The sequence below is a fragment of the Pseudomonas nabeulensis genome (genome assembly GCF_004682045.1).
In the GTDB taxonomy this organism is placed as follows: domain Bacteria; phylum Pseudomonadota; class Gammaproteobacteria; order Pseudomonadales; family Pseudomonadaceae; genus Aquipseudomonas; species Aquipseudomonas nabeulensis.
Genome location: NZ_QUZT01000052.1, coordinates 15,617 through 41,949, shown reverse-complemented (window position 1 = coordinate 41,949; position 26,333 = coordinate 15,617). Strand labels below are relative to the sequence as shown.

Below are 26,333 nucleotides of genomic sequence, written 5' to 3'. Positions count from 1 at the left end.
GACGAGACTCAGAACTACACGTAATCTAAGCCCTCGCCCTCACCGGCGACCCTGGATCAGCAGACAGGGCAACACTGAGCTGGCAAACCTGAACCCATCATTCAGAGGAGCCGGCCAATGCCTGCGACCCGTATCTGGTTAAAAAACCCCCTCGCGATTTTCACTGCCAATGGCCTCGACGCCCGTGGCGGCCTGGTGCTGCAAGACGGTGTGATCACCGAAGTGCTCGGCCTGGGACAGCAACCCGCACAGCCTTGCGCGCAAACGTTCGATGCCCGTGAGCATGTGGTGCTGCCGGGCCTGATCAACACCCACCATCATTTCTACCAAACCCTGACCCGCGCCTGGGCGCCGGTGGTCAATCAGCCGCTGTTCCCCTGGTTGAAAACCCTGTACCCGGTCTGGGCACGCCTTACCCCGGAAAAACTCGCCCTGGCGACCAAAGTGGCACTCGCCGAATTGCTGCTCTCGGGCTGCACCACCGCAGCCGATCACCATTACCTGTTCCCCGACGGCCTGGAAAATGCCATCGATGTACAGGTGCAAAGCGTGCGCGACCTGGGCATGCGCGCCATGCTCACTCGCGGTTCCATGAGCCTGGGCGAAGCCGATGGCGGCCTGCCACCGCAACAGACCGTGCAACAAGGCCAGGTGATCCTCGACGACAGCCAACGCCTGATCCACGAATACCACCAACGTGGCGACGGCGCGCAGATCCAGATTGCCCTGGCACCCTGCTCGCCGTTCTCTGTCACCCCGGAAATCATGCGCGCCAGCGCCGAACTGGCCGACACACTCGACGTGCGCCTGCACACGCACCTGGCAGAAACCCTCGACGAGGAAGACTTTTGCCTACAGCGTTTCGGCCTGCGCACCGTCGATTACCTCGACAGCGTCGGCTGGCTCGGCCCGCGTACCTGGCTGGCCCATGGCATTCACTTCAACCCGGATGAAATCGCCCGACTGGGTGCCGCCGGTACGGGTATCTGCCATTGCCCAAGTTCGAACATGCGCTTGGCTTCCGGCATCTGCCCGACCTTGGACCTGCTCGCCGCCGGGGCGCCTATCGGGCTGGGGGTGGATGGCTCCGCGTCCAACGATGCGTCCAACATGATCCTCGAAACCCGCCAGGCCCTGTATATCCAGCGCCTGCGTTACGGTGCGCAGAAGATCACACCCGAAGGCGTGTTGGGCTGGGCGACGAAAGGTTCGGCGCAGTTACTGGGGCGTACAGATATCGGTGAGTTGGCCGTAGGAAAGCAGGCTGATCTGGCGCTGTTCAAGCTGGATGAACTGCGGTTCTCGGGCAGTCATGATCCGATTTCGGCACTGTTGCTCTGCGGTGCGGATCGTGCGGATCGGGTGATGGTGGCAGGTAAATGGCGGGTGATTGATGGCCAGGTCGAGGGCCTGGACTTGAAAGGTTTGATCGCCGATCACACGCAAGCGGCTAGAGCATTGATCGCAGGGACTTGAGCCTGACACTGCTCTAAATGTGGGAGGGGGCTTGCCCCCGATGACGGTGTGTCAGCCAATAGCTTCATTGGATGATCCACTGCTATCGGGGGCAAGCCCCCTCCCACATTTGTTTCTACGATGCTTATAGACCGAGTAGTGACAACATAATGAACGTCGCAAACAACACAAAATGCGTCATCCCTTCAATGGCATTGGTCTCACCATCATTCAGGTTGATCGCACTCACAATCAGCGTAATAAACACCATCACCGTCTGCACCGGCGTCATCGCCATCTGGAACGGCTGGCCTGTGTAAAGTGCCATGGCCTCCATCACCGGCACCGTCAGGATCACCGTCGACAACGATGCGCCCAATGCAATATTCACCACCGATTGCATACGGTTAGCCAACGCAGCACGCAATGCGGTCAGAATCTCGGGCGCTGCCGAAATGGCTGCGACCACCACCGCAGTGATCACCGGCGGTGCGCCCGTGCCTTCAAGGCCCAGGTCCAAGGTCTTGGACATCACCTCGGCCAATGCGCCAATCACAATCACGCCAAACACCAACGTGCCGATGGAGAACGCCAGGTTCACCGGCGGCGCCGGCTCTTCTTCCGGCTGTTTCTTGCGGCGCTTCTCCGGGTAGCTGTAGCTGAAGAAATAGCTGTGAGGCCCGACCTGCATGCGCAGGAACAAGGTGTACAACACCACCATCGCGCCAATGGTGAAGGCCGAATAAATTTTCCAGTCGGCCTCGGGGATAAATTCCGGCACCACCATCGACACGCCCATGGCGGTGAGGATCATCACGCTATAGCTGCGCGCCGAATCGTCGTTGTAGGACTGTTCGCCGTGTTTAATGCCACCCATCAACGCAGCCAGGCCGAGGATGCCGTTGATATCGAGCATCACCGCCGAATAAATCGTGTCGCGCACCAACGTAGGCGACGGCTCGTTACTCATCATGATCGCCAGGATCACCACTTCCACCAGCACGGCGGCCAGCGTGAGGATCATGGTGCCGTAAGGATCTCCGACCTTTTCCGCCAATTGCTCGGCGTGATGGGCCACGCGCATCGACGCCACCACGATAAACACGATCAGCACTACGCCACCGAGCAGCGCCACGCCCTGCCCGCTGTTGAGCATCCAGTGCTCCAACGGGTACGCGGCGATGGCGGCAATCAGCGCCAGCAGCATGAATTTTTCTTGCTTGAGGGATGTGAGCATTCCGGGCCTTATCAAACAGCTAATCAGTCATTGATGGGGTACAGACTACGGCACGTTGCTAACGTTTCGTTACACCTTAGTTCACGCGGCCCTTGCATGAATAAAAGCAAAACGATCCTGCTGGTCAGGTTTTGCCAATTATTTCAGCCATGGCCTGTAGAATGCCGCCATTGCACCTGATGAGATTTTAAAAATGTACGATTGGCTCAACGCCCTGCCCAAGGCTGAACTGCACCTGCACCTGGAGGGTTCGCTGGAGCCTGAGCTGCTGTTTGCCCTGGCCGAGCGCAACAAGATTGCGCTGCCGTGGAACGACGTCGAAACCCTGCGCAAGGCTTATGCCTTCAACAACCTGCAAGAGTTTCTCGACCTGTACTACAAGGGCGCCGATGTGCTGCGCACGTCCCAGGACTTCTACGACCTGACCTGGGCCTACCTGCTGCGCTGCAAAGAACAGAACGTGATCCACACCGAACCCTTCTTCGACCCGCAGACCCACACCGACCGTGGCGTGCCGTTCGAAGTGGTGCTCAACGGCATCGCCGCAGCACTCAAGGATGGCGAGCAGAAACTGGGTATCACCAGCGGTTTGATCCTCAGCTTCCTGCGCCACTTGAGCGAAGCCGAGGCCGAAAAAACCCTGGACCAGGCGCTGCCGTTCCGTGACGCGTTCGTGGCCGTGGGCCTGGACAGTTCGGAAATGGGTCACCCGCCGAGCAAGTTCCAACGTGTGTTCGACCGCGCCCGTCACGAAGGCTTCCTGACCGTGGCCCACGCCGGTGAAGAAGGCCCGCCCGAATACATCTGGGAAGCCATCGACCTGCTGAAAATCCAGCGGATTGACCATGGCGTGCGTGCTATCGAAGACGAGCGCTTGATGCAGCGCATCATTGATGAGCAGATCCCGCTGACGGTGTGCCCATTGTCCAACACCAAGCTGTGTGTGTTCGACGACATGGCCCAGCACAACATCCTCGATATGCTTGAGCGTGGTGTGAAAGTCACGGTGAACTCGGACGACCCGGCGTACTTCGGCGGTTATGTCACCGAGAACTTCCACGCGCTGCACACCGCACTGGGCATGACCCAGGACCAGGCCAAACGCCTGGCGCAGAACAGCCTGGATGCGCGGTTGGTAAAGCCGTAACTGGCTAAACCCGGTTCAAAATGTGGGAGGGGGCTTGCTCCCGATAGCGGTATATCAGTCACAGATCTATTGACTGATCCACTGCCATCGGGAGCAAGCCCCCTCCCACATTTACTCCAGGCTGTCTGTTAAACCTCGGTGAGTTCTTCCAAGGTCTTGCCCTTCGTCTCCATCCCAAACACCCACACCACCAGCGCCGCTACCGCAAAACACAGCGCGCCCAAAGCAAACACCCCACCCTGCCCGGTAATCGGAAACACCAACCCGGTCACCAACGGCCCCAACAACGAGCCGACCCGGCCAATCGCCGAGGCAAACCCGGACCCCGTCGCCCGTGCCGACGTGGGATACAGCTCTGGCGTATAGGTGTACAACACCGCCCACATGCCAAACAAAAAGAACTGCATCAACAGGCCCGACGTGATCAACAAGCCCACGTTGCCGCCAAACACCGCGCTCTGCCCATACAGAAACGCCATCACCCCGCCGCCCAGCAGCGTCACGACGCACACCGGTTTACGCCCCCAACGCTCGACCAGCCAAGCCGCCATCAGGAAGCCGGGAATCCCGCCCAGGGAAATGATCACCGTGTAGTACACCGACTGCGTCACAGCGAAACCCGATTGCTGCAACAGCGCGCTCAACCACGAGGTCAGCCCGTAAAAGCCCAGCAAAGCAAAGAACCACACGCTCCAGATCATCAGCGTGCGCTGGCGGTATTGCGCCGACCACAGCTGCTGAAATGCCGAGAAGAAATTGCCCGGCGTGCTCTCCACCCGTGGCAAACGGATCGGTTCCGGCAGGTCGTTACGGCCGATGGAGTCACGGACTTTCTGCTCAATGCCCTGCAAGACCTTGTCCGCCGCGTCATGCCGCCCGGCCTGTTCCAACCAGCGCGGTGACTCCGGGATAAAGAACCGTATTGCCAGCACAAACACCGCCGGCACCGCCAACACCAGGAAGATGTCACGCCAGCCAATCACCGGCAGCAAGAAATACGACAGCGCCCCCGCCGCCACAAAACCCAACGGCCAGAAGCCGTCCATCAGGGCGATGTACCGCCCACGGCCCTTGGCCGGAATCAACTCGGACAGCATCGACTGGGCAATCGGAAACTCCATGCCCATGCCGATTCCCAACAGGATGCGGAACAGCGTCAGCGTTTCCACCGTCTGCGCGGTGGAGCACAGGTAACTGGCGATGCCCCACAACACGATGCTCCACTGGAACACCGGTTTTCGGCCGAAGCGGTCGGCCAGCATCCCAGACAAGGACGCGCCCACCACCATGCCGAAAAAGCTCGAGCTGGCCAGCAACCCGGCCTGGGCCGTGCTCAACCCGAACTCGGTTTTGATCGAGCCCAACAGGAAGGTCATCATCGCCAAGTCCATGGAGTCGAAGAAAAACGCCAGGGCAATGATGATGAAAATGATTCGGTGGTAGCCGCTGATGGGCAACCGTTCCAGCCGTTCCGCTGCGCTATAGCCTTGCATACCCATGCCGCATCCCCCGTGTGAAAAATCCCCTTGGCGAGTGTGCGGCATGGCTATCCCACGTTATTGCTGGATGCGACCTGATCGAAACTGTGAGCGACGCCACGGCAGCTAAGCTTGCTCGGGCGTGGCCAATCGAGCGATTTCCAACTCACCGACATCGTTGATTTCCAGCGCTCGCGAGCCATGAATCACGGAGATCCAGTTCGACTGTAAAAACAGTTGCAGCAACCCCGCACCCAGCGCACCGCCGAGGTGTGGATGCCGCTGGCTCCAGTCGAAGCAATTGCACACCAATGGCCTTGCCAGCGCTTGGATGAAAATCCCCAGGCCCGCCAAGTGCTGTGCGCCCTTGACCGTCACCTCAACACGTTGGTCGTAACGCTCGATCCACCCCGCCGCCAACATTTGTTGATACAGCCCGGCCGCCAACTCGCCCCCGAGATGACCATGACACAACCGGGCGCGTCGCAATGACGACGGCGCCGCCAATACCGGTTGCGCAGCGTCCGGCGCACTGCGTATGGCACTGGCCACTGTTGTGCTGGCCAAGGCATCGATGGCAGCGCTGACATCCGGGGCTGCCATGCGAAACAGCCGCTCGCTACGCTGGCCTTCGGTACGCAGCAAGCCGCTGCCGGTCAATCGCGCCAGGTGAGCGTTGGCGGATGCCGGCGTCAACCCGGCGAACCTTGCCAATTCCTCGGACGACTTGGCAGAACCGTCCATCAAGGCCCAAAGCATGGCGGCACGTTTGGGCTCGGCAAGTAAACTGGCGATCTGACTGATGCAAGGTGCTTCTTCCATCTGTTCACTCCCTGTTAAATCGTTTGTCTGCGGTGATTGGCGACAAAGTATAGGAGCGCAAAACGCCGGTTCCGCGTGGTCCTACAGCGCAGATAGGGACAGGTATTGAGTGAAACTTCCGTTTATGCAAAAGGCAAATGGCCAGCGCGCAGTCGCTCCGGCCACTGCGCGGTCAATGTCGTACAGCGGGACACGAGCATTTCCCGCAACAGGTTGATGGGTTTGCTCAACTGGGCACGGTGGGCACACAGCAGATTGAGCGGCGTACGCTCGCCACGCAGTTCCGGCAGGACCACGCGCAAGCGGCCGGCCAGCACATCGCTGCTGACATCCAGCCAGGATTTATAGGCAATGCCCACCCCGGCCACCGCCCAGCGGCGCACCACATCGGCATCGTCGCTGAATCGGTCGCCACTGACGGTCAGACTGACGTCCCGTCTGCCGTCGTGAAAGGTCCAGTGGTCATGCACTCGGCTGCCGAGCATATAGAGCAGGCAATTGTGTTGAGCGAGTTGTTCCAGGTGCCGAGGCTCTCCGTGACGTGCAAGGTAACTGGGCGCGGCGCACAGTACGCGCACGTTGTCCGGTGCGACGGGCAGTGCGATCAAACTGGAATCCTCGGGCTCGCCGTAGCGCAGGGCGATATCCACCGGCTGGCGAAACAGGTCAGCGATCCGATCGCCCAGCAAGAGCCGCACGGAGAGTTGCGGATGGTCGCGCTGGAACTCGTCCAACCACGGCAACAGGTGGTTGCGACCAAAATCCGAAGGGGCCGACAGTTGCAGCACGCCGCTGACATGGTCCTGGCCGCTGGCCAATAAACGGCGCCCCTCATCCAGTGAACTCAACGCCGCGCGGGCGTACTGCAAAAAACCTTCGCCTTCAGCCGTCAAACGCAGACTGCGGGTGGAGCGCGCCAGCAAACGGGCACCCAACTGGTGTTCGATGCGCTTGAGCGCGGCGCTGGCCACGGCGGGCGACAGGTCCATCACCCGCGCCGCCGCCGACAAACTGCCCAGGTCAGCAGCGCGTACAAACAACTGCAAATCGTCAAAACGCAGCATGCATCTTCACCAATTATCAAAAAATTATTGAAACAGCCTGCTGTTTTAGCCGCTTTTATCCTCGTAGGAAATAGCCAATGATCTGCCCAACCCGTTTTGATCTGGAGCCCTCATGAAAGCCATTGCCTACTACGCATCCCTGCCCATCAGCAATCCCGACGCCCTGCAAGACATCGAATTGCCGGAACCGGTTGCCGGCCCACGCGACCTGCTGGTGGAAGTCAAAGCCATCTCGGTCAACCCGGTGGACACCAAGGTGCGCCAGAACGTCGCCCCGGAAAACGGCGCCGCCAAGGTGCTGGGCTGGGACGTGGCCGGGGTGGTCAAAGCCGTCGGCAGCGAAGTGACCTTGTTCAAGGCCGGCGACAAGGTGTTCTACGCCGGTTCCCTGGTACGTCCGGGCGGCAACAGCGAACTGCACACGGTGGACGAACGTATCGTCGGCCACATGCCAAAAAGCCTCGGTTTTGCCGACGCGGCAGCATTGCCGCTGACGGCTATCACCGCCTGGGAACTGTTGTTTGAACGCCTGCAAGTGCGTGAAGGCAAACAGGATGAAGGTCAAAGCCTACTGATCGTCGGCGCCGCCGGGGGCGTGGGTTCAATCCTGACCCAGTTGGCCAGCCAACTCACCGCGTTGAAAGTAATCGGCACCGCCTCGCGCCCGGAAACCCAGGCATGGACCAAGGCACTGGGCGCCGACCTGGTGATCGACCACAGCCAACCGCTGAGCGAAGCGCTGAAAGCCGCCGGGCAGGCGCAGGTCACTCACGTTGCCAGCCTGACCCAGACCGACCTTCACCTGGACCAACTGGTGGAAGCCCTGCAACCCCAAGGCAAGCTGGCGCTGATCGACGACCCCAAGGCGCTGGACGTGAGCAAGCTCAAGCGCAAGAGCCTGTCGCTGCATTGGGAATTCATGTACACCCGCTCGATGTTCGAGACCCCGGACATGATCGAACAGCACAACCTGCTCAACCGCGTGGCCGAGCTGATCGACGCCGGCACCTTGAAAACCACCGTGGGCGAGCACTTCGGTGTGATCAATGCCGCGAACGTGCGCCGTGCCCACGCACTGCTGGAAAGCGGCAAGGCCAAGGGCAAGATCGTGCTGGAAGGGTTCTGACAAAACCGCTGTCAGTGTCGTCCATTATTCATGTGGGTAATGGACGACACCGCTAGTCCGAGAGTTGATCTTCGTCATATTTGTGAACGTATTCGGGTTTATATTGGCCGCCTTTGCCGCGTTTCTTTTACGTAAGGAGGTCAGCAATGAAGATCCTGATAAAAGCGTTAGCAAAATCCCCGGGCAACAAATGGCAGGTTCGTCTCGACGGCGACGCGTTCACCTTCCGCACCGAGGCCGAGGCCCGCGCCTTTGCCGACACCCTGCAAGCCCGCATCCAGGCGCCCCACCGCTTCCCTCTCAGCCAGCAACGTTCTGCCGCTGGCTGATCTGTGTCCTAGACCTGCGCCTGCGCGGCCCTTGCCCGTTGCAGGCGCTGGGTCGACACCGCAATCGTCACCGCCAACACACCGCACAGGCTGATGACCATCGCCATCGGCATCGCGGTGCCGTCGTGCAATACACCCACCAGCGACGCCGCTCCCGCTGCCACGCCGAACTGAATGCAGCCAAGCAGCGCCGAAGCGCTCCCGGCCCGTGCGCCCTGCCCGCTCATGGCACATGCCGAGGTGTTGGGCAGGATGCAACCCAGGCTGGCGATGCAGATAAACAGCGGTACCAGCAACGGCCACAACGCCTCGGTGCGCAATGCGGCGATGCCGAGCAATGTCAGCGCCGCCGCCAGGTAGACCCACACGCTGCGTGACAGCAAAAACGCCGGGCCACGCTTGGAGAGCAAACGCGCATTGACCTGTGCCACCAAAATAAAGCCCGCGGCGTTGGAGCCAAACAGCCAACCGTAATGCTCGGCAGGCACGCCGTAGAGCTGGATAAACACGAAGGGGGAACCGGCGATATAGGCAAACATCCCGGCAATCGAAATACCGCCGGTGAGGGCGTAACCGAGGTACACCCGGTCCGACAACAGCGCCCCGTAGCGGCGCAGCGAACCGGACAGCGGCTGACGCGGCTGATGGGCCGGGAAAGTTTCCGGCAATCCGACCGCCACAGCGATGGCGGCCATCACGCTGAACACTGTCAGCGCCAGGAAGATCGACTGCCAGCCCCATAGTCCAACCATCACCCCGCCCGCCAGCGGTGCCAGGATCGGCGCCAGGCCGGTCACCAGCATCAACTGGGAAAACACCTTGGCCGAACCCACGGCATCACATTTGTCACTGACCACCGCGCGGGAAATCACCATGCCCGCACAGCCGCCCAGGGCCTGCACGAAGCGCGCGCCGGTCAGCCATTCCAGGGACGGCGCATAGGCGCAGGCAAACGACGCCAAGGTAAACAAGGTAACGCCGCTGAGCAGCGGCACGCGTCGACCAAAACGGTCGGCCAGCGGGCCGTAGATCAACTGGCCGATAGCCAGGCCCGCGAAGTACACCGCCAACGTGCGCTGGATGTGTTTTTCGTCGGTGGCAAACGCGGCGGCCATCGCCGGAAAACCCGGCAGGTAAAAGTCGATCGCCAACGGCGCAAAGGCGCTCAAGGCGCCCAGGATCAAAATAATGCGGAGGTTCATCAGGCACCCAAGTAGGACAGCAGCCCGACAGTCTAGCCGCGCTTGGGTGCCTTGAACATTAAGTTAGCTCGCTAACTATTAAAAATCAGACGACGGTGTAGCCTTCTTCGCGAATAAGCCCGGCAATCACTTCGGCGCTCAGCTGGCTTTGCACGCTGACTTGCTTGGCCGCCAGGTCAACCTTCACTTCGGCTGCCGGGTCCTGGCTCTGCACTGCCTGGGTCACGGCCCGAACACAGTGGCCGCAGGTCATTCCTTCAACGTTGAATACTTGCATGACATGACTCCTTTGATGAGGTTGGGTGCACTGTCGACCTTGCCACGATGGCAAGGTCAAGTTCTGTCATCTTCGGCCGGGCTGGTATTCGCAGGCCGGGTCGGCCAAGCTTCACCCATCTTGGATACGAACCATGGAGCATTCGCCATGCGCTGGTCGATTTTTGCCCTTGCGGGCCTGATGAGTTTGTCTGCCGCTGCGCCTGTCGTCAGCGCGGCGGAAGACTACGCGGTGCTGATCATTTCCCGCGAACGCCTGGAAGTCCCCACCAACTGCGAAATCGGCCTGTACCTCAATGACCAGTTGGCGGGCCGGCTGTTCCAGGAACAAGCCACTTCGTTCAATTTGCCGGCGGGCAACCTGTCCTTGCGCCTGAAACTGCTGCCGGGCCAATCCCCTGGTTGCTTGCCGGGCATGCTGGCGCCTCCGGCGCAGAACATCACGCTCAAGGCCGGGGATGTGCGCAAGTTGCGCATTGCCCAAGGACCGGACGGCATGTACCTCAAGGCCGCCGCGCTGGAATATTAAAGGCGCTTGACCTTCCCCACAGGTCAAGGTTGATCCTAGGGGCAACGTCTTCTGGAGGACTGCCCCATGAATGGATCGACCACCTTTGACCTGCCCATCAGCGGCATGACCTGCGCCAGCTGTGCCGGCCGCGTCGAACGCGCGCTGGGCAAGGTGCCGGGGGTGCAAAGCGTCAGCGTCAACTTGGCCAACGAACGCGCCCATGTCGAAGTGCTGGGCCGGATGGACCCCGGCGTGCTGATCGCCGCCGTCGACAAGGCGGGCTACACCGCCAGCCTGCCCCAAAGCGAAACCGCCACCGATGCCAACCAAGCCCAGCGCCTGCACCGCGAGCGCTGGGCTTTATTGCTGGCAATCGTGCTGGCGCTGCCGTTGGTGCTGCCCATGCTGGTGGAACCCTTCGGCCTGCACTGGATGCTACCGGCCTGGGTGCAATTCGCCCTGGCGACCCCCGTGCAATTCATCTTCGGTGCCCGCTTCTATATAGCCGCCTGGAAAGCCGTGCGCGCCGGGGCGGGCAATATGGACCTGCTGGTCGCCATCGGCACCAGCGCGGGCTATGGCCTGAGTATTTATGAATGGCTGACCGCGCCCGCCGGCAGCATGCCGCATCTTTACTTCGAAGCCTCGGCGGTGGTGATCGCCTTGGTGCTGCTGGGCAAATACCTGGAAAGCCGCGCCAAGCGCCAGACGGCCAGTGCCATTCGTGCCCTTGAAGCACTAAGGCCGGAGCGGGCGATTCGAGTCATCGAAGGCCGCGAAGAAGAGGTCGCGATCACTGCGTTGAAGCTGGGTGACCTGGTCATGGTCAAGCCCGGCGAGCGCTTCCCGGTGGACGGTGAAGTGGTGGACGGCCAAAGCCATGCCGACGAAGCCTTGATCAGCGGGGAAAGCCTGCCGGTGCCGAAACAACCAGGGGACAAGGTCACCGGCGGTGCCATCAATGGCGAGGGCCGCTTGCTGGTACGCACGCTCGCCCTGGGCGCCGAAAGCGTACTGGCGCGGATCATCCGCCTGGTGGAAGACGCGCAGGCCGCCAAGGCGCCGATCCAGAAGCTGGTGGATAAAGTCAGCCAGGTGTTCGTTCCGGCGGTTCTGGTACTGGCGCTGATCACCCTGGTGGGCTGGTGGCTGTACGGCGCGTCGCTTGAGACCGCAATCATCAACGCCGTTGCCGTATTGGTGATCGCCTGCCCCTGCGCCCTGGGCCTGGCCACGCCGACCGCGATCATGGCCGGCACCGGCGTTGCCGCTCGCTACGGCATCCTGATCAAGGACGCCGAAGCCCTGGAGCGCGCCCATGAAGTGAGCGCCGTGGTCTTCGACAAGACCGGCACCCTCACCTCCGGCGCGCCGAAGATCGCCCATCAAGTCGCGGTGGATGGCAACGACGCCTTGCTGTTGCAACAGGCCGGTGCGTTGCAACGCGGCAGTGAACACCCGCTGGCCAAGGCGGTTTTGGATGCGTGCGAAGAACAGGGACTGAGCGTGGCCGATGTCAGCGCCAGCCAATCCCTGACGGGGCGTGGTATCGCCGGCACCCTGGACGGTCGGCAACTGGCCCTGGGCAACCGCCGCCTGCTGGAGGAAAGCCGCTTGAACCCTGGCGACCTGGCCGAATCCGCCAACGCCTGGGAAGCCGAAGGCCGCACCTTGTCCTGGCTGATCGAACAAGGCGCACAACCCCGTGTGTTGGGGCTGTTCGCGTTTGGTGACACCCTCAAGCCCGGCGCGCTGGAAGCGGTTGAGCAACTCAAGGCCCAGCACATCAGCAGCCACCTGCTCACCGGCGACAATCGCGGCAGCGCCCGCGTGGTGGCCGAAGCATTGGGCATCGACGATGTGCACGCCGAAGTCTTGCCTGCCGACAAAGCCGCCACGGTCGCCGACTTGAAAAAAACCGGGATAGTGGCCATGGTCGGCGACGGCATCAACGACGCCCCGGCTCTGGCGGCCGCCGATATCGGCATCGCCATGGGCGGTGGCACCGACGTGGCCATGCACGCCGCCGGCATCACCCTGATGCGCGGCGACCCACGCCTGGTCCCGGCCGCCCTGGAGATCAGCCGCAAGACCTACGCAAAAATCCGCCAGAACCTGTTCTGGGCCTTTGTGTATAACTTGATCGGCATCCCCCTGGCTGCCTTCGGCCTGCTCAACCCGGTACTGGCGGGCGCGGCAATGGCCTTGTCCAGCGTCAGCGTGGTGAGCAATGCATTGTTGTTGAAGACCTGGAAACCCAAGGATTTGGAGGATCAACGCCCATGAATATCGGCCAAGCCGCCCGCCACAGCGGGCTGAGCGCCAAGATGATTCGCTACTACGAATCCATCGGTTTGCTCAAGGCTGCACACCGTACCGACAGTGGTTACCGCGTGTACGGTCAGGATGACTTGCACACTCTGGCCTTTATCAAACGCTCACGGGATTTGGGCTTTTCATTGGAAGAAGTCGGCAAGCTGCTGACCTTGTGGCAAGACCGGCAACGGGCCAGCGCCGATGTGAAGGCCTTGGCGCGCCAGCATATCGAGGAACTGAACCAGAAAATCCTCGAGCTGGGGCAGTTGCGCGATACGTTGCAGGATCTGGTGGAGCACTGCCAGGGGGATGATCGGCCGGATTGCCCGATTCTCAAGGAGTTGGCGTCGGGCGTTTGCTGCGCCTGATGGAATCTATCTGAATACATGCAAAACCAAATGTGGGAGGGGGCTTGCCCCCGATAGCGGTGGTTCAGTTACTTCATCTCCAACTGACCCACTGCAATCGGGGGCAAGCCCCCTCCCACATTTTGATCTCCACTGACTCTTTAGGTCTGAGTTGGCCTGAAGATCACTGCATCCACGGCGGTGGCGGTGGCTCGTCCGGGACTTTGCTTTGTGGCGCATCATCCGCTGCCCGAATCGCCTGGCGACGTTCTTCATCCAGCCGCGCCGCTTCAATCTCGCGGATCACGCCGCCCACATCCGCCAGCTCTTCCGGCTCATCGAACTCACCGGTCAACACGCTGGCCGGGTGCAAGGTGCCGGCTTCGTAAAGCGCCCACATTTCCTTGGCGTACTTCGTCTTCTTCAACTCCGGGGCAAAGCGTCCGAAGTAGGAAGCCATGTTGCCCACGTCCCGCTCCAGCATGTTAAACGCGTGGTTGTTGCCCGCCGCATCCACCGCCTGGGGCAGGTCGATGATCACCGGGCCGGTTGGCGTGAGCAGTACGTTGAACTCGGACAAGTCGCCGTGCACCAGGCCGGTACACAGCATCAGCACGATCTGGGAGATCAGGAAGGCGTGGTATTCACGTGCTTGATCAGGCTCCAGCACCACGTCGTTCAGGCGCGGTGCGGCATCGCCGTACTCGTCGGCCACCAGTTCCATCAGCAGCACGCCTTCGAGGAAGTCGAACGGCTGGGGCACGCGTACGCCCGCACCGGCCAGGCGGAACAACGCCGCCACTTCGGCGTTTTGCCAGGCATCTTCGGTTTCTTTCTTACCGAACTTGGAGCCCTTGGCCATGGCACGGGCCTGACGGCTGTTACGGACCTTACGGCCTTCCTGGTATTCGGACGCCTGACGAAAACTTCGTTTGTTCGCCTCCTTGTAAACCTTGGCGCAACGCAATTCATTGCCGCAGCGCACCACATAAACAGCTGCTTCTTTACCACTCATGAGAGGGCGCAGCACTTCGTCGACCAGACCGTCTTCGATCAGGGGTTCAATGCGTTTAGGAGTCTTCATCAGCTTTTATTGTGGGTCCTTTATTACCAAATACGCGTATGGCACTCGTTATACGGCAATCGGCTCGCCGGTGGGAGGGGCTACCGACCGTTGATCGCTTAAGAATGCATCCAATATGCCAGTTTCAGCGTTCAATGATCGCCGTCACCCCCTGCCCGCCCGCCGCACAGATGGAAATAAGCCCCCGGCCCTTGCCCGCCGCCTCCAGCAACTTGGCCAGGTTGGCGACGATGCGCCCGCCGGTGGCGGCGAACGGGTGCCCGGCCGCCAGTGAGCTGCCCTTCACATTCAGCCGAGCGCGGTCGATGGACCCCAATGGCGCATCCAGACCCAGGCGCGTCTTGCAGTAATCCGCATCCTCCCAGGCCTTGAGCGTGCACAACACTTGGGCAGCGAAGGCTTCGTGGATCTCGTAGTAATCGAAGTCTTGCAGTGTCAGACCATTCCTCGCCAACAAACGCGGCACGGCGTACACCGGCGCCATCAGCAGGCCTTCGGCACCGTTGACGAAATCCACCGCCGCCGCTTCGCCATCACGTAGATAGGCCAGGATGGGCAAGCCACGTTCTTGGGCCCACGCCTCACTGCCCAGCAACACTAACGACGCACCGTCAGTGAGCGGCGTGGAGTTACCGGCGGTGAGCGTGCCTTTTTCGCTGCGTTCGAACGCAGGCTTGAGCGCGGCGAGTTTTTCCAGGGTCAGGTCCGGGCGCAGGTTGTTGTCGCGGGTCAGGCCCAGGAACGGCGTGAGCAAATCGTTGTGCCAGCCTTCGGTGTAGGCGGCGGCCATTTTCTGGTGACTCTCCAGCGCCAGCTGATCCTGCTCGGCGCGGGGGATCTGCCAGGTCTGCGCCATCAACTCGCAGTGCTGGCCCATGGATAATCCGGTGCGGGGCTCGCCGTTGCGCGGCAGTTCCGGCTTGAGGTGATGGGGCCGAAGTTGCAGCAGCACTTTCAACTTGTCCGCCATGGATTTGCTGCGGTTGGCGTGCAGCAGGATCTTGCGCAGCCCTTCATTCACACCGATGGGCGCGTCCGACGTGGTGTCCACGCCGCCGGCGATCCCGCACTCGATCTGGCCCAGGGCAATCTTGTTGGCCACCAGCAACGCCGCTTCAAGCCCGGTGCCGCAGGCCTGCTGAATGTCATAGGCCGGGGTCTGCGGCGACAGGCGCGAGCCCAGCACACATTCACGGGTCAGGTTGAAATCACGGGAGTGTTTCAGCACCGCACCGGCAGCCACCTCGCCGATGCGCAGGCCGTGCAGGTTATAGCGTTCAATCAAGCCTTCGAGCGCCGCCGTCAGCATTGCCTGGTTGCTCGCCGTGGCGTACGGGCCGTTGGAGCGGGCAAAAGGAATGCGATTACCGCCGATGATCGCTACGCGGCGCAATTGAGTCATGGAATGCTCCCTGTTTGTTGTGGGCTGAATCTGTGAGCCTAGCCTAGGCTGATCGAACGACTACCGCCCCGGGGTGGTCAACCCTTTGAACCCCAGCCTTCGGAGAGCGTTCCATGTCTGACCGTTATATCGACTTCGCCAACTCAAGCCTCGGCCATCGCCTGGTCGCCGCCATTGGCCTGCCGTCGCCGGTACGCCTGGAACGCTGGCAAGCCGGGCGCCTGCGCCCGGTGGAAGGCGCACTGCTGCTGGGCGGTGGTGCGCTGGTAGTCAAGGTGCAGGCGTTTGCCCACAAACTGACAGATGCGACCTACAGCTATGGCGGCGAAACGTCGACGTGGATTCCCGGTCACGGCCCCAAGCTCAAGGCCGTGGTGTTCGACGCCAGCGACCTGCAGCACACCGACCAGCTCAAGCAACTGCGCGAGTTCTTCCAACCGCTGCTGAAAAACCTGGATAACAGCGCGCACCTGGTGATCCTCGGCCGTGCGCCTGAAAGTCTCAGCGACCCATTCGCCGCCAGTGCCCAACGCGCCCTCGAAGGGTTCAGTCGCTCCCTGGCCAAGGAGCTGCGCAACGGCGGCGTGCTGCAATTGCTCTATGTGGGCGACGGCGCCGAAGACCAGCTTGAAGGCGCATTGCGCTTCTTCCTCTCACCAAAAAGCGCCTACATCTCTGGCCAGGTGATTCGCCTGGAGGCCTGCGCCACGCCCGTCGAGGACTGGACCCGCCCGTTGGCCGGGCGCAAGGCGTTGGTCACCGGCGCCGCCCGTGGCATTGGCGCCTCCATCGCCGAAACCCTGGCCCGCGACGGGGCCGAGGTGATTCTGCTGGACGTGCCCCAAGCCAGGGCCGACCTCGAAGCCCTCGCTGCACGCCTGGGTGCACGCACGGTGGTGCTGGATATCTGCGCCGAAGATGCCGCCAGCCAGTTGATCGAACACCTGCCCGATGGCCTCGACGTGCTGGTGCACAACGCGGGCATTACCCGCGACAAAACCCTGGCCAATATGACCCCGGAATACTGGGACGCGGTGCTCGCGGTGAACCTCAACGCTCCGCAAGTGCTGACCAAAGCCCTGCTGGACAGCGGCACCCTGCACGACAACGCTCGCGTGGTGCTGCTAGCGTCCATCAGCGGCATTGCCGGTAACCGCGGGCAAACCAACTATGCGGCGAGCAAGGCCGGATTGATTGGCCTGGCACACGCCTGGGCACCGTTGCTCAAAGAGCGCGGCATCAGCATCAACGCAGTCGCGCCCGGTTTTATCGAAACCCAGATGACCGCGCATATTCCATTCGCCCTGCGTGAGGCCGGGCGCCGCATGAGTTCCCTGGGCCAGGGCGGTTTGCCGCAAGACGTTGCCGAGGCCGTGGCCTGGCTCGGTCAACCGGGTAGCGGCGCAATCAGCGGACAAGCCCTGCGGGTGTGTGGGCAAAGTCTTTTGGGAGCGTAAACATGGAATGGAAAACCTTAGGTACACCGCCGTCGTTGCTACCGCTGTATTGGCGCGCAGCAGTCAAGCGCAAGATCACCGGCGACACCTTGCCCGAACAAGGCTTGCGCTGCCGGGTGCCGATCAACCCCGAGGCCGTGGCGGCGTATCGCAAGGTCTGCGGGTTTGCCGACAGCCCGATCCTGCCGCCGACCTACCCCCATATCCTCGCCTTCGGTTTGCAGATGCAGTTGCTCACCGACAAAACCTTCCCGTTCCCGCTGCTGGGGTTGATCCACCTGAGCAACCGCATTCGCATCCACCGCCCGCTCGGTGGTGTGAGCGAGCTGACCGTTGGCGTGCATGCGCAGAACCTCAAGCCGCACCCCAAGGGCGCGACGTTCGATTTGGTGACCACGGCCGAAGATTCCCTCGGCCTGCTTTGGGAAGCAGAGAGCCGCATGCTCTGCCGTGGCGTGAAGCTGCCAGGTGAAGCCACGGATGACGCGCAACCCACGCCCACCCACGTCAGCGAACTGACCCGCTGGCACGCCCCCGCCGATATCGGTCGCCGGTATGCGCGAGTCTCCGGCGACTACAACCCGATCCACCTCAGCGCCCTCACCGCCAAGCTGTTTGGCTTCCCCCAGGCCATCGCCCATGGGCTGTGGAACAAGGCGCACACCCTTGCCGCGTTGGGCGAACACCTGCCCGCCGCCAATATTGAAATTGCCGTGGCGTTTCGCAAGCCGGTGCGGCTGCCCAGCGAAGTCAGGTTACTGGCCAGCGCCGCCGGTTCCAGTGGCGAATTACTGCTCAAGGGCAGTGGTGATATTGAACATATGGCAGGCACGTGGCAGCCCATCGCCTGAAACATACTGATTAATTGTATATATACACCCTAAGTAATAGCGGGCTTTTTCAAGCCCGCTATTTTATTTAACCTATTGATTTTTAATATATATACATCTTGATACATCCTCTCTTTACACCGTTGGTATTAGTCCCAAAGCGGTGATTCAACACCCGTATATAAATCGTTAATACCAAGTTGAGAATGGTGGGAAAGCGCGCCCGGGATTCATATGACCTCACGGACAAACACATCCCTACCCCAAGAAGTAGGGAGTGTTTGAAGACAACCCAGGTTGTACAGGTGCAAGGATCTCAATCATGAAAACTCAAATCGTGTTTTGGAAAGCAAGTAGCGTATTGGCCCTGGCAGTAGCGTTGGCGCTCGGTGGTTGCAGCAGCGGCGGCGGCGGGCATCACAGTGGTGGCTCGGCTTCGACTGATACAGCCGCAGGCGGCGGTACGGGTGGTGGCACCGGCGGCGGTACCGGTGGCGGCACGGACGGTGGTACCGGCGGTGGCACAGGTGGTGGAACAGGTGGCGGCACAGGCGGTGGAACAGGTGGCGGCGTCACTGACCCTGGCACCACCACGACTCCGCTGGTCACTGCAACGGTTGTCGACACCCTCGGCAATACCGTGACCGGCGTCGGCGGCACCGTCGGCAGCCTGGGTACCACCCTCGGCAGCCTGCCCATCGTTGGCGCAACCGCAGGTGGCTTGGTCACCGCGACCGGCACCGCCGTCGGCAGCATCGGCACCGGTCTGTCGGACGGCCTGGGCTCGCTGGGAACAGATAGCAATGCACTGGGCAAAACCGTCGCTGGCGTGGCCAACGGCGTGGCTGACCTTGGCGATGGGGTGACCGTCACCGGTAATAACGTCGCGACCTTGTTGGGCGGCGTACCGGTTGTCGGCGGCGTCGCACCGGTAGTTGGCGGCGTGGTGGGCAAGGTCGGCAATGCCGTGACCATGCTCGGCGACACCCTGAGCACCGCCAGCACCACCGGCCCACTAGGTTCGGTGACCGACGCCGTCGGCTCGAAAGTCCTGGTGCCGGTGGTGTCCCTGCTGGAAAACACCACCGGTAAAGTCGGCTCCGCGACCGGCCTTGGCGCCCCTGTAGGCGGCCTGCTGGATAAAGTCGGCGATACCGTCAACGGCCTCGGCAATCAAGTTGCCAGTGCGGGTGGCAGCGGCAACCCTGTCACCGGCGCAGTCGGTAACGTGCTCAATGGCGTCGGCACCGTTGTCGGCACGGCTGGCGGCTACGTCAACCCAACCACAGGCGGCACTGGCGGAAGTGGCGGCACCAATCAACTGGGCTTGCCTGAACTGCTCGGCGGCATCATCGGCGGCGCCAGCAGCGGCCTGACTGCGGGCAGCACCAGCGGCGTGGTCGGTGCCACTGGCGTCGCCGGCGGCAACGCAGGCAATACCGTGGCATCCCTGGGCACTCTACTGGGTGGCAGCGGCGTCCCCAACACTGCAGCGGGTGCACCGATTGCCGCATTGACCACTAACATTGGCACGGCTCTCAATCCTGTCACCAGCGGTGTGACCAGCCTGACCCAAAACATCGGCGGGGCCACTGGCCTGGGCGCTCCGGTCAACGGCCTGGTAACCAACGTCGGCGGCGCGGTCAGCAACCTCGGCGGCGCCATCACCGGTGCCAACGCCAACCCGATCACCAATGCCCTGGGCGGCACCGTCAGCGCAGTCGGCGGCACCGTAGCCTCGGTCGGTGGCCTGGTCACCGGCGGCACCAGCACCGGGGGTGGTTTGCTCGGTGGCGGCCTGAACCTGGGAGGTAGCGCATCTGCCTCCGCCGGGGCCAGTGCCGGCACCAGCACTAACGGTGGTCTGCTGGGCGGCGTGCTCGGTGGCCTGACCGGCAAAAAATAGAATTGCACCTGGCCGATTAGACGGCCTCACCTACAGCGCCTACGCTTGGTTGAGACGAGAGACCTTAAATAAGCCTCTCGTCTTTTTTATGGGCGCCTGCAAAGCCCCAGCAAACCCCCGAACCGCGCCCCAGAGCCCGGCGGGCACCTGCAAAACGCTGCTGCAGTTTCGACCATGGAGTGTCCTATGCGCGCTTTGACGCCGTTGTTGTTGCTTACCCTCAGTACCTACGCTTGCGCCGATACCCTACCCAGCTTCCTCAATAGCAACGACACCATCCGCACCCTGCCGGTGCCCAACCTGCCCGCCGACGCCTACCGCCCGGTTGCTCCAGAAACTCAGTTGCCCACGCCATCACCGACCGCAGGGCAACCCTTGTTGATGGACACCAAAGTGACCATCCGCAAGCTACAGATCGACGGCGGCACGGTGTACCCGCTCAAGGAAATGGCCCAGGTCTTCGAACCCTTGATCGGCCATGAGACCAACCTGGCGCAACTGATCGAAGCCACGCGCAACATCACCCGGCGTTACCAACAGGACGGTTACCTGTTGTCCTACGCGTTCCTGCCGCAACAAACCTTCGAAGGCGGCCTGGTGCACGTGGTGCTGGTGGAGGGTTATATCCGCGATTACCAAGTGCAGGGCGATATCGGCTCCGTCTCGGCCTACGTCGACAAACTGGCGGAAAAGCTCAAGGCCGAACGCCCCCTGACCCGCAAGACCTTCGAGCGCTACACCACGCTGATGGGCGCGATTCCCGGGGTGACCCTGCAGGCCCAGGTGCCACCGCCCGGCACCACCGACGGCGGCACCCATATGCAGATCACCGCCAGCCGCAAGCCATTCACCACCAGCATGAGCCTCACCGAATCCAGCCGTGGCAGCACCCAGGCGTTGCTCACGGCCACCAGCAATTCGTGGACGTCCATGGGCGAGCAGTTGAGCATCAGCGGCTTGTTTCCACCGGGTAACGACAAGGAACACTACTACCGTGCGGCCTACAGCCAGTTCATCAACAGCGAGGGCACTCAAGTGGTGCTGTCGGGCGAACGCTATCGCGCCGACCCACGTACCAGCCTGCAACTGGGCGATGGCTTCGAACTCACGCCGCACCAGGAAATCGACCGATACTCCGTGGGCCTCACCCACCCGTTCATTGCCTCACCGCTTGAGTCGTTGAGCCTGGGGACGCGCCTGTATGCGGTCGACCAGACCACCCGCTATAAACTCGAAGGCTTCCCGCAGCGCTTCGACCTGGAAACCAACCTGCGAGCCCTTGCCGTCGAAGGTGACTGGCGCAAGGCCGACACCACCCAGCTGCGCATCCTCAGCGCGGGTGTGTACCAAGGCATCAATGGCATGGGCGCCACGACCCGTTCCGACTTCGGCGGCCTGAAGCCCGACCTGGACTTTTTCCGCGTGCGCCTGTCCGGCGTGCAGAGCAATAAGTTCTTCGACAAATGGCAGGGTGTGCTGTCCGCTGCGTTGTACTGGAGCAATGACAACTTGCCCGACAGCGAACGCGCGACCTTCGGCGGGCAGAACTTCGCCCGAGGCTACCCGGATGATCAAGGCTCGGGCGACAAGGGCTGGGGGGCGGCCTACGAGGTCAACTACAGCTACAACCGCGCCGGCGAGTGGGTGAAGATCCTGCAACCCTACGTGGTCTTCGACCGAGCCAAGACCTGGTACAACGACCTGCCCGTCAAAGGCAACGACCTGTCCTCGGCCGCCGTGGGCCTGCGCTTTGGCGATGCCAAGTACTACAACATTGCGCTGGAAGCGGCCAAACCAATGTCGGATGTGGCACTGGATAACTTCGACCGGCGGCCGCGGTATTCGCTGAGTTTCAGCTACCAGCTTTGACCCCACTGCACAAAGCCTTGTAGTGAGCGGGCTTGCCCCGCGCTGGGTGGCGCAGCCGCCCCAAATCCATCCAACGCGGTCTGTATGGAGCACCGCGGTACCAGGGTTTAGGGCGGCTTCGCCCCCCAGCGCGGGGCAAGCCCGCTCACTACATGTACGCCCTACACATCACAGCCTGATCGATCCGCTCGCGAAACGCCCAATAATGCTTGAGCACCTGCACCGGCGCCTCGATTTGCGGGTAATGGCCGATATTGGCCAGCAGCACCGTATCGGCATGGGGCACCAACGCACGGTAACGCTCAACCATGTGGGCACCGGAAATCGGGTCGACTTCACCGTCGATCACCCGCAGCGGCACCTCAACCCGTTGCATCGCCTGCACCCAACGATCACGCAGGCGCCGACGCTGGGGGATGTAGCCAATCAGTTTGTGCAGGATCCGCGTGCCGTCGTTGCCGTTGATCAGGCTCCAGAAATCATCCAGGGCGCTTTCGCTCGGCCGAGTGTTGGGACCGAAGATCTGGCTAAAGCTGTTGGACAGGGCATTGCGGCCGAACGCGCGGCCAATCATCCAACCCAAGGGGCTGAGCAGGAGTTTTTGCACCAGCGCGGGGCGATGGGTTTCGGGGAACAGCCCACCGTTGAGAAACACGCAACTGGCCATCTGGAAGCGACCTTCATAGTGCCGGGCCAACAGTTCCTGGGCGACGCTGTCGCCGTAGTCATGGGCCAGCACATGCACCGGCTGGTCCACTGCCAAGTGTTCCAGCAACGCCTGTTGCAAATCAGCCTGTTCCAGCAAGCAATACGTGTGGTCCAACGGCTTGGCCGAGTCGCCAAAACCCAGCATGTCGCAGGCGATCACCAGATTGCGCTGGGCCAAGGGTTGCCACAGGTAATGCCAGTCCCAACTGGCGGTGGGGAAGCCGTGGATCAGCAACAATGGCTCGCCCTGCCCCGCCACCCAGTAACGAATGGTACGGCCACGAAAGACAAAATCCTGGCCACGCTTGCGCCAGGCTCGAAGGGGGATCTCGGCGAGTGGCATCAGGTTTTATACCCAGGATCGAGGCTGTCCAATTTACGCAGCAACGCCGGCCAGGCCAGCGCGCCGCCCATGCCTTGTGCGCTTTTGGTGACGGCGGCCACCATGGCCTTGGCGCCTTGCAGGATCTGCGGCCCGATAGGGATCAACTCCGCACCGCCATTTTGTGCCAAAACCTGGATGTCACAGGCGCGCTGGAAGGTGAACATCATCAGGAAGGTGTCGGCGATGGTGCCGGCGCAGGTCAGCAGGCCGTGGTTGTGCAGCATCAGGAAATTGTTTTCACCCAGATCGGCCTGCAAGCGGGCCTTCTCTTCGTGATTCAGCGCCACGCCCTCATAGGCGTGATACGCCAGGCTCGACAACACGAAGATCGATTGCTGGCTGATGGGCAACACCCCCTGTTTCTGCGCCGCCACGGCAACGCCCGATGCGGTGTGGGTGTGCAGCACGCAGGTCACATCGTGGCGCACTTCATGGATCGCGCTGTGGATGGTGTAGCCCGCCGGGTTGATCTCGTAGGGACTGTCCATCAGCTTGTTGCCAGCCTGGTCGACTTTGACCAGGCTCGACGCGGTGATTTCGTGGAACATCAGCCCGTAGGGGTTGATCAGGAAATCTTCGGTGCCCGGCACCTTGGCCGAGATATGGGTGAAGATCAGGTCATCCCAGCCATGCAGCGCCACCAGGCGATAACAGGCCGCCAGGTCGACGCGGGTCTGCCACTCGGCAGCGCTGACCTGATCCTTGATATTTTGTGACGATAGAACCGGGGCTAGGCTCACGGCAATGACCTCCTTGGCGCACGTTCTTATTGTTTTTTTAAGTGATGGGCCAGTCTAGTCAGACGCCCTGACTGCCGTAGTTGCCTTGGCAGCCAGCTTGATGACCGTACGAGTCAGCGTTGAGAATAGTTTAAATCTGTGTAAACCGCGTCAGAGAAGCGCCGCCAATAAAGGCGCGGCGAACAGGTTGAGCAGGCCGGTCAGGACCATGACCAGGCCCGCGACCGAGCCTTCCTCGCCGCCCACTTCCCGCGCCCGGCTGACGCCCGCACCATGGGCGCCCACGCCAAACAACGCACCGCGCGCCAGGGGTGTGCGCAGCGGCAGCCATTTAAGCAGCACACCGCCGAGCATGGCGCCGAAGACCCCGGTGAACATCACGAACACGGCGGTGAGTTCCGGTACGCCGCCGAGGTCGGACGAGACCGGCATGGCGAACGGCGTGGTGATGGAGCGCGGCACCAGGGACATCGTTACCGAACTGTCCAGCGCCAACGCCTTGGCCAGGCCAAACGAGGTGCCGATGGACGCCACACTGCCCGCGACCATCCCCAGCAGCAACGCCGACCAGTGCCGCGCCAACAAGCGACGTTGTTGCCAGATCGGCACGGCGAATGCCACGGTCACCGGGCCCAGCACCAGCATCAGCCAATGGGTGTCCGCCGCGTATTCGGCGTAGGCGGTGTTCATCGGCACGGCCACCGCCAGCAGCAACACGGGCACCAGAATCAGTGGCGACAGCAGATAGCGCCCGGTGCGGCGGTAGATCCAGCGGCTGAACACGTATGCGCCCAGAGTCAGGGCGAGCCAGAACACCGGCATCAGCTCAAGCTTCACGGCGCAGCCTCCAACGGCACACCAATTCCACGGTGAACGCGGTCACCAGCATCACGGCCAACGTGCTCAAGCCAATCACCAGCAGAATGCGCCAGCCGTCATTGCGCAACAGGCCGCCGTAGTCCAACAGGCTCATCAGCGCGGGAATAAAGAACAGCAACATTTCGGCCATCAACACACCGGCGCCCAATTGCAGGGCCGCCGGCTTGACCAGGCCGGTGGCGAAGCTCGCCAGCAGCAATCCCAACCCCACTACGCCGCCCGGGATCGGCCACGCCAGCCAGACGGCCAGTTGGCAACCGAGCTGGTAGATAGCCAGCAGCACAACCAATTCAATCAACAAACGGGTGAAACGTTTCATGGGCTTTGGGTCCTCGCAGGCACTCATTTTAATGGGCCGCCTCCCATCCCCACAGCGAATTGTTAGACTGCCAGCCATTCCAAACTGGAATTGTGATCATGGAATTCAAACAGCTGCGCAGCTTTGTCGAAGTCATCCACCGGGGCGGTTTTACCCAAGCGGGCAAGACCCTGCATATCAGCCAGTCCGCCGTCAGCAAGCAAGTGGCGCAGTTGGAACAGAGCCTGGGCACTCCGTTGCTGGAACGCACGGGTTCGCAGATCCGCCTGACCGCTGCGGGCGAGGTGGTGTTGCAACGTGCCGAAGCCATGCTGCGCTTGCAGGGCGAATTACTCAGCGAGCTGGACGATATGCAGCAACTGACGCGCGGCGAGCTGCGCCTGGGCTTGCCGTTGCTGGCGGGCGATACGTTGTTCGCAGGGTTGTTTGCCGAATATCGGCGGCGCTATCCCAAGGTCACTATTCAGCTCCTGGAAGGCGGCAGTCGCACCATTGAACAGGCGATTCTCAACGGCGAACTGGATGTGGGCGGCAGCCTGATGCCCAGCGACCCGGCCTTCGCCTGGCAAGCCTTCTGCGACGAACCGCTGGACGCCCTGCTGCCGATGGACCATCCACTGGCGGAAAACGCCCAAGTGCGCCTGGAAGAATTGGCCGACACGCCGTTCTTGATGTACCAACGCAGTTTTGTGCTGAACGACCGGCTGCTGCAGGCCTGCCAAGGGCTGGGCTTTACCCCCAGGGAAGTCGGGCGCAGTGGCCAGGCGGATTTTCTGGTGGCGCTGGTCGCGGCGGGCCAAGGCGTGGTGCTGTTGCCCAGCGTGGTCGCCCGTGGGCTGGTGCGACCGGGGGTGGTACGCCTGACGCTCAAGGCGCCTGACTACCTGCGCTGGGACATTGCGTTTATCTGGCGTGAGGGCGCCTATCTGTCGAAAGCCGCCCAGGCCTGGCTGGCGTTGCTGCGTGAGTGTCCGGTCAACCGCGCAGTGCAGTGACCAGTTCGGCCAACCAGGGTTCGGCATCGGCTTCGGGGGTCACGCTTTCGCTGGCGTCCAGGCGCAGCATGGGCAGCACTTCGCGCACACCCAGCTCGCCGAACAGCTCGCGCATTTGTTCGCCACCGCCGCAGAAGGTGTCGCCGTAGCTGGCGTCGCCCAGGCCGATCACCGCACCGGGCAGGCCACGGAAGGCAGCGGGCAATTGATCGCGAAGGGTCGAATACAACGGTTGCAGGTTGTCGGGCAGCTCTCCCATGCCGGTGGTGGAGGTCACCGCCAGGAACGCCTGCGGGGCAAAGGCTTGCACATCCGCCAGCGTCGCGCGGGGGTTGTGCCAGGCCTCGAAACCGGCCGCAGTGAGGATACCGGCGGCATGGCGGGCAACTTCTTCTGCCGTGCCGTAGACCGAGCCGGAAAGGATGGCGACTTTCATCAATCTGATCCTG

Annotated in this window: 25 protein-coding genes; 12 read left to right on the top strand and 13 right to left on the bottom strand. The window is 61.9% G+C overall.

Translation table 11 applies throughout. From position 1 onward, the window contains the following. The first annotated feature begins 117 nt into the window (after nt 1–117). Nucleotides 118–1,476, top strand: a complete 1,359-nt coding sequence (locus DYL61_RS23085) for an 8-oxoguanine deaminase (protein ID WP_135310250.1) — start codon at nt 118–120, stop codon at nt 1,474–1,476. A 124-nt stretch (nt 1,477–1,600) separates the two neighbouring features. Here DYL61_RS23085 and DYL61_RS23080 read toward each other — a convergent pair whose 3' ends face one another. Then, nucleotides 1,601–2,692 carry a calcium:cation antiporter gene (locus DYL61_RS23080; RefSeq protein WP_135310249.1) on the bottom strand — a complete coding sequence of 364 codons (1,092 nt, stop codon included), beginning with the start codon at nt 2,690–2,692 and terminating at the stop codon, nt 1,601–1,603. Between the two features lie 193 nt (nt 2,693–2,885). Here DYL61_RS23080 and DYL61_RS23075 point away from each other — a divergent pair, with 193 nt between their 5' ends. Further along, complete coding sequence (locus tag DYL61_RS23075; protein WP_105700091.1) at nt 2,886–3,839, top strand: adenosine deaminase; 954 nt, start codon at nt 2,886–2,888, stop codon at nt 3,837–3,839. Between the two features lie 128 nt (nt 3,840–3,967). Here DYL61_RS23075 and DYL61_RS23070 read toward each other — a convergent pair whose 3' ends face one another. The 3 genes from DYL61_RS23070 to DYL61_RS23060 form a co-directional block, all read right to left on the bottom strand. Further along, complete coding sequence (locus DYL61_RS23070; protein ID WP_135310248.1) at nt 3,968–5,338, bottom strand: MFS transporter; 1,371 nt, start codon at nt 5,336–5,338, stop codon at nt 3,968–3,970. Between the two features lie 105 nt (nt 5,339–5,443). Further along, on the bottom strand, nt 5,444–6,139 hold the full coding sequence (locus DYL61_RS23065; RefSeq protein ID WP_135310247.1) for an ArsR/SmtB family transcription factor: 696 nt from the start codon (nt 6,137–6,139) through the stop codon (nt 5,444–5,446). A 122-nt stretch (nt 6,140–6,261) separates the two neighbouring features. Beyond that, a complete protein-coding gene (locus DYL61_RS23060; RefSeq protein WP_135310246.1) occupies nt 6,262–7,203 on the bottom strand; it encodes a LysR family transcriptional regulator in 942 nt (313 codons plus the stop codon). 112 nt (nt 7,204–7,315) lie between these two features. On the opposite strand from DYL61_RS23060, the gene DYL61_RS23055 reads away from it, so the two are divergent. Together DYL61_RS23055 and DYL61_RS23050 are read left to right on the top strand one after the other, a co-directional pair. Then, nucleotides 7,316–8,329, top strand: coding sequence for a zinc-binding alcohol dehydrogenase family protein (locus DYL61_RS23055; RefSeq protein WP_135310245.1), 1,014 nt, complete (start codon nt 7,316–7,318; stop codon nt 8,327–8,329). 146 nt (nt 8,330–8,475) lie between these two features. Further along, a complete protein-coding gene (locus DYL61_RS23050; RefSeq protein WP_105700096.1) occupies nt 8,476–8,658 on the top strand; it encodes a hypothetical protein in 183 nt (60 codons plus the stop codon). A gap of 8 nt (nt 8,659–8,666) precedes the next feature. Here the strand turns inward: DYL61_RS23050 and DYL61_RS23045 are convergent, their stop codons facing one another. Both DYL61_RS23045 and DYL61_RS23040 read right to left on the bottom strand, forming a co-directional pair. Then, the gene (locus tag DYL61_RS23045; RefSeq protein WP_135310244.1) at nt 8,667–9,860 is read right to left on the bottom strand and encodes a multidrug effflux MFS transporter; all 1,194 of its coding nucleotides are present in this window, start codon (nt 9,858–9,860) and stop codon (nt 8,667–8,669) included. A gap of 85 nt (nt 9,861–9,945) precedes the next feature. Next, the gene (locus tag DYL61_RS23040) at nt 9,946–10,137 is read right to left on the bottom strand and encodes a heavy-metal-associated domain-containing protein (protein WP_105700098.1); all 192 of its coding nucleotides are present in this window, start codon (nt 10,135–10,137) and stop codon (nt 9,946–9,948) included. A gap of 147 nt (nt 10,138–10,284) precedes the next feature. Between DYL61_RS23040 and DYL61_RS23035 the strand changes: the two genes are divergently transcribed. The 3 genes from DYL61_RS23035 (at nt 10,285) to cueR (ending at nt 13,331) form a co-directional block, all read left to right on the top strand. Next, nucleotides 10,285–10,665 carry a hypothetical protein gene (locus DYL61_RS23035; RefSeq protein ID WP_105700099.1) on the top strand — a complete coding sequence of 127 codons (381 nt, stop codon included), beginning with the start codon at nt 10,285–10,287 and terminating at the stop codon, nt 10,663–10,665. Nucleotides 10,666–10,731: 66 nt separating this feature from the next. Then, nucleotides 10,732–12,933, top strand: a complete 2,202-nt coding sequence (locus DYL61_RS23030; protein WP_135310243.1) for a heavy metal translocating P-type ATPase — start codon at nt 10,732–10,734, stop codon at nt 12,931–12,933. Further along, on the top strand, nt 12,930–13,331 hold the full coding sequence (gene cueR, locus DYL61_RS23025) for a Cu(I)-responsive transcriptional regulator (protein ID WP_135310242.1): 402 nt from the start codon (nt 12,930–12,932) through the stop codon (nt 13,329–13,331). The genes DYL61_RS23030 and cueR overlap by 4 nt, the downstream gene beginning before the upstream one ends. A gap of 163 nt (nt 13,332–13,494) precedes the next feature. On the opposite strand, the gene DYL61_RS23020 is transcribed toward cueR, so the two are convergent. After that, complete coding sequence (locus tag DYL61_RS23020) at nt 13,495–14,394, bottom strand: PA4780 family RIO1-like protein kinase (RefSeq protein WP_135310241.1); 900 nt, start codon at nt 14,392–14,394, stop codon at nt 13,495–13,497. Nucleotides 14,395–14,518: 124 nt separating this feature from the next. After that, a complete protein-coding gene (locus DYL61_RS23015; RefSeq protein ID WP_135310240.1) occupies nt 14,519–15,796 on the bottom strand; it encodes an acetyl-CoA C-acetyltransferase in 1,278 nt (425 codons plus the stop codon). Between the two features lie 113 nt (nt 15,797–15,909). Here DYL61_RS23015 and DYL61_RS23010 point away from each other — a divergent pair, with 113 nt between their 5' ends. The 4 genes from DYL61_RS23010 (at nt 15,910) to DYL61_RS22995 (ending at nt 21,858) form a co-directional block, all read left to right on the top strand. Then, the gene (locus tag DYL61_RS23010; protein ID WP_135310239.1) at nt 15,910–17,253 is read left to right on the top strand and encodes a 3-oxoacyl-ACP reductase; all 1,344 of its coding nucleotides are present in this window, start codon (nt 15,910–15,912) and stop codon (nt 17,251–17,253) included. 2 nt (nt 17,254–17,255) lie between these two features. Continuing rightward, nucleotides 17,256–18,104 carry a MaoC family dehydratase gene (locus tag DYL61_RS23005; RefSeq protein WP_135310238.1) on the top strand — a complete coding sequence of 283 codons (849 nt, stop codon included), beginning with the start codon at nt 17,256–17,258 and terminating at the stop codon, nt 18,102–18,104. Between the two features lie 301 nt (nt 18,105–18,405). Next, entirely contained in the window at nt 18,406–19,989 is a 1,584-nt protein-coding gene (locus DYL61_RS23000) for a collagen-like triple helix repeat-containing protein (RefSeq protein ID WP_135310237.1), read from the top strand. Nucleotides 19,990–20,175: 186 nt separating this feature from the next. Then, nucleotides 20,176–21,858 (top strand): ShlB/FhaC/HecB family hemolysin secretion/activation protein, encoded by a 1,683-nt coding sequence (locus tag DYL61_RS22995; RefSeq protein WP_135310236.1) that lies wholly within the window; start codon nt 20,176–20,178, stop codon nt 21,856–21,858. A gap of 148 nt (nt 21,859–22,006) precedes the next feature. Here DYL61_RS22995 and DYL61_RS22990 read toward each other — a convergent pair whose 3' ends face one another. The 4 genes from DYL61_RS22990 to DYL61_RS22975 form a co-directional block, all read right to left on the bottom strand. Next, entirely contained in the window at nt 22,007–22,909 is a 903-nt protein-coding gene (locus DYL61_RS22990; protein WP_135310235.1) for an alpha/beta fold hydrolase, read from the bottom strand. After that, nucleotides 22,909–23,691, bottom strand: a complete 783-nt coding sequence (locus DYL61_RS22985; RefSeq protein ID WP_135310234.1) for a class II aldolase/adducin family protein — start codon at nt 23,689–23,691, stop codon at nt 22,909–22,911. Before DYL61_RS22985 ends, DYL61_RS22990 begins: the two co-directional genes overlap by 1 nt. Before the next feature lie 150 nt (nt 23,692–23,841). Then, nucleotides 23,842–24,528, bottom strand: a complete 687-nt coding sequence (locus DYL61_RS22980) for an LrgB family protein (RefSeq protein ID WP_105697907.1) — start codon at nt 24,526–24,528, stop codon at nt 23,842–23,844. Next, entirely contained in the window at nt 24,518–24,889 is a 372-nt protein-coding gene (locus DYL61_RS22975; protein WP_105697934.1) for a CidA/LrgA family protein, read from the bottom strand. The genes DYL61_RS22980 and DYL61_RS22975 overlap by 11 nt, the downstream gene beginning before the upstream one ends. A 98-nt stretch (nt 24,890–24,987) precedes the next feature. On the opposite strand from DYL61_RS22975, the gene DYL61_RS22970 reads away from it, so the two are divergent. Beyond that, nucleotides 24,988–25,884, top strand: a complete 897-nt coding sequence (locus DYL61_RS22970; RefSeq protein WP_135310233.1) for a LysR family transcriptional regulator — start codon at nt 24,988–24,990, stop codon at nt 25,882–25,884. Here the strand turns inward: DYL61_RS22970 and DYL61_RS22965 are convergent. Continuing rightward, nucleotides 25,865–26,320, bottom strand: a complete 456-nt coding sequence (locus DYL61_RS22965; protein ID WP_105697909.1) for a flavodoxin — start codon at nt 26,318–26,320, stop codon at nt 25,865–25,867. The two genes, DYL61_RS22970 and DYL61_RS22965, sit on opposite strands and share 20 nt — an antisense overlap. Nucleotides 26,321–26,333 lie beyond the last annotated feature (13 nt).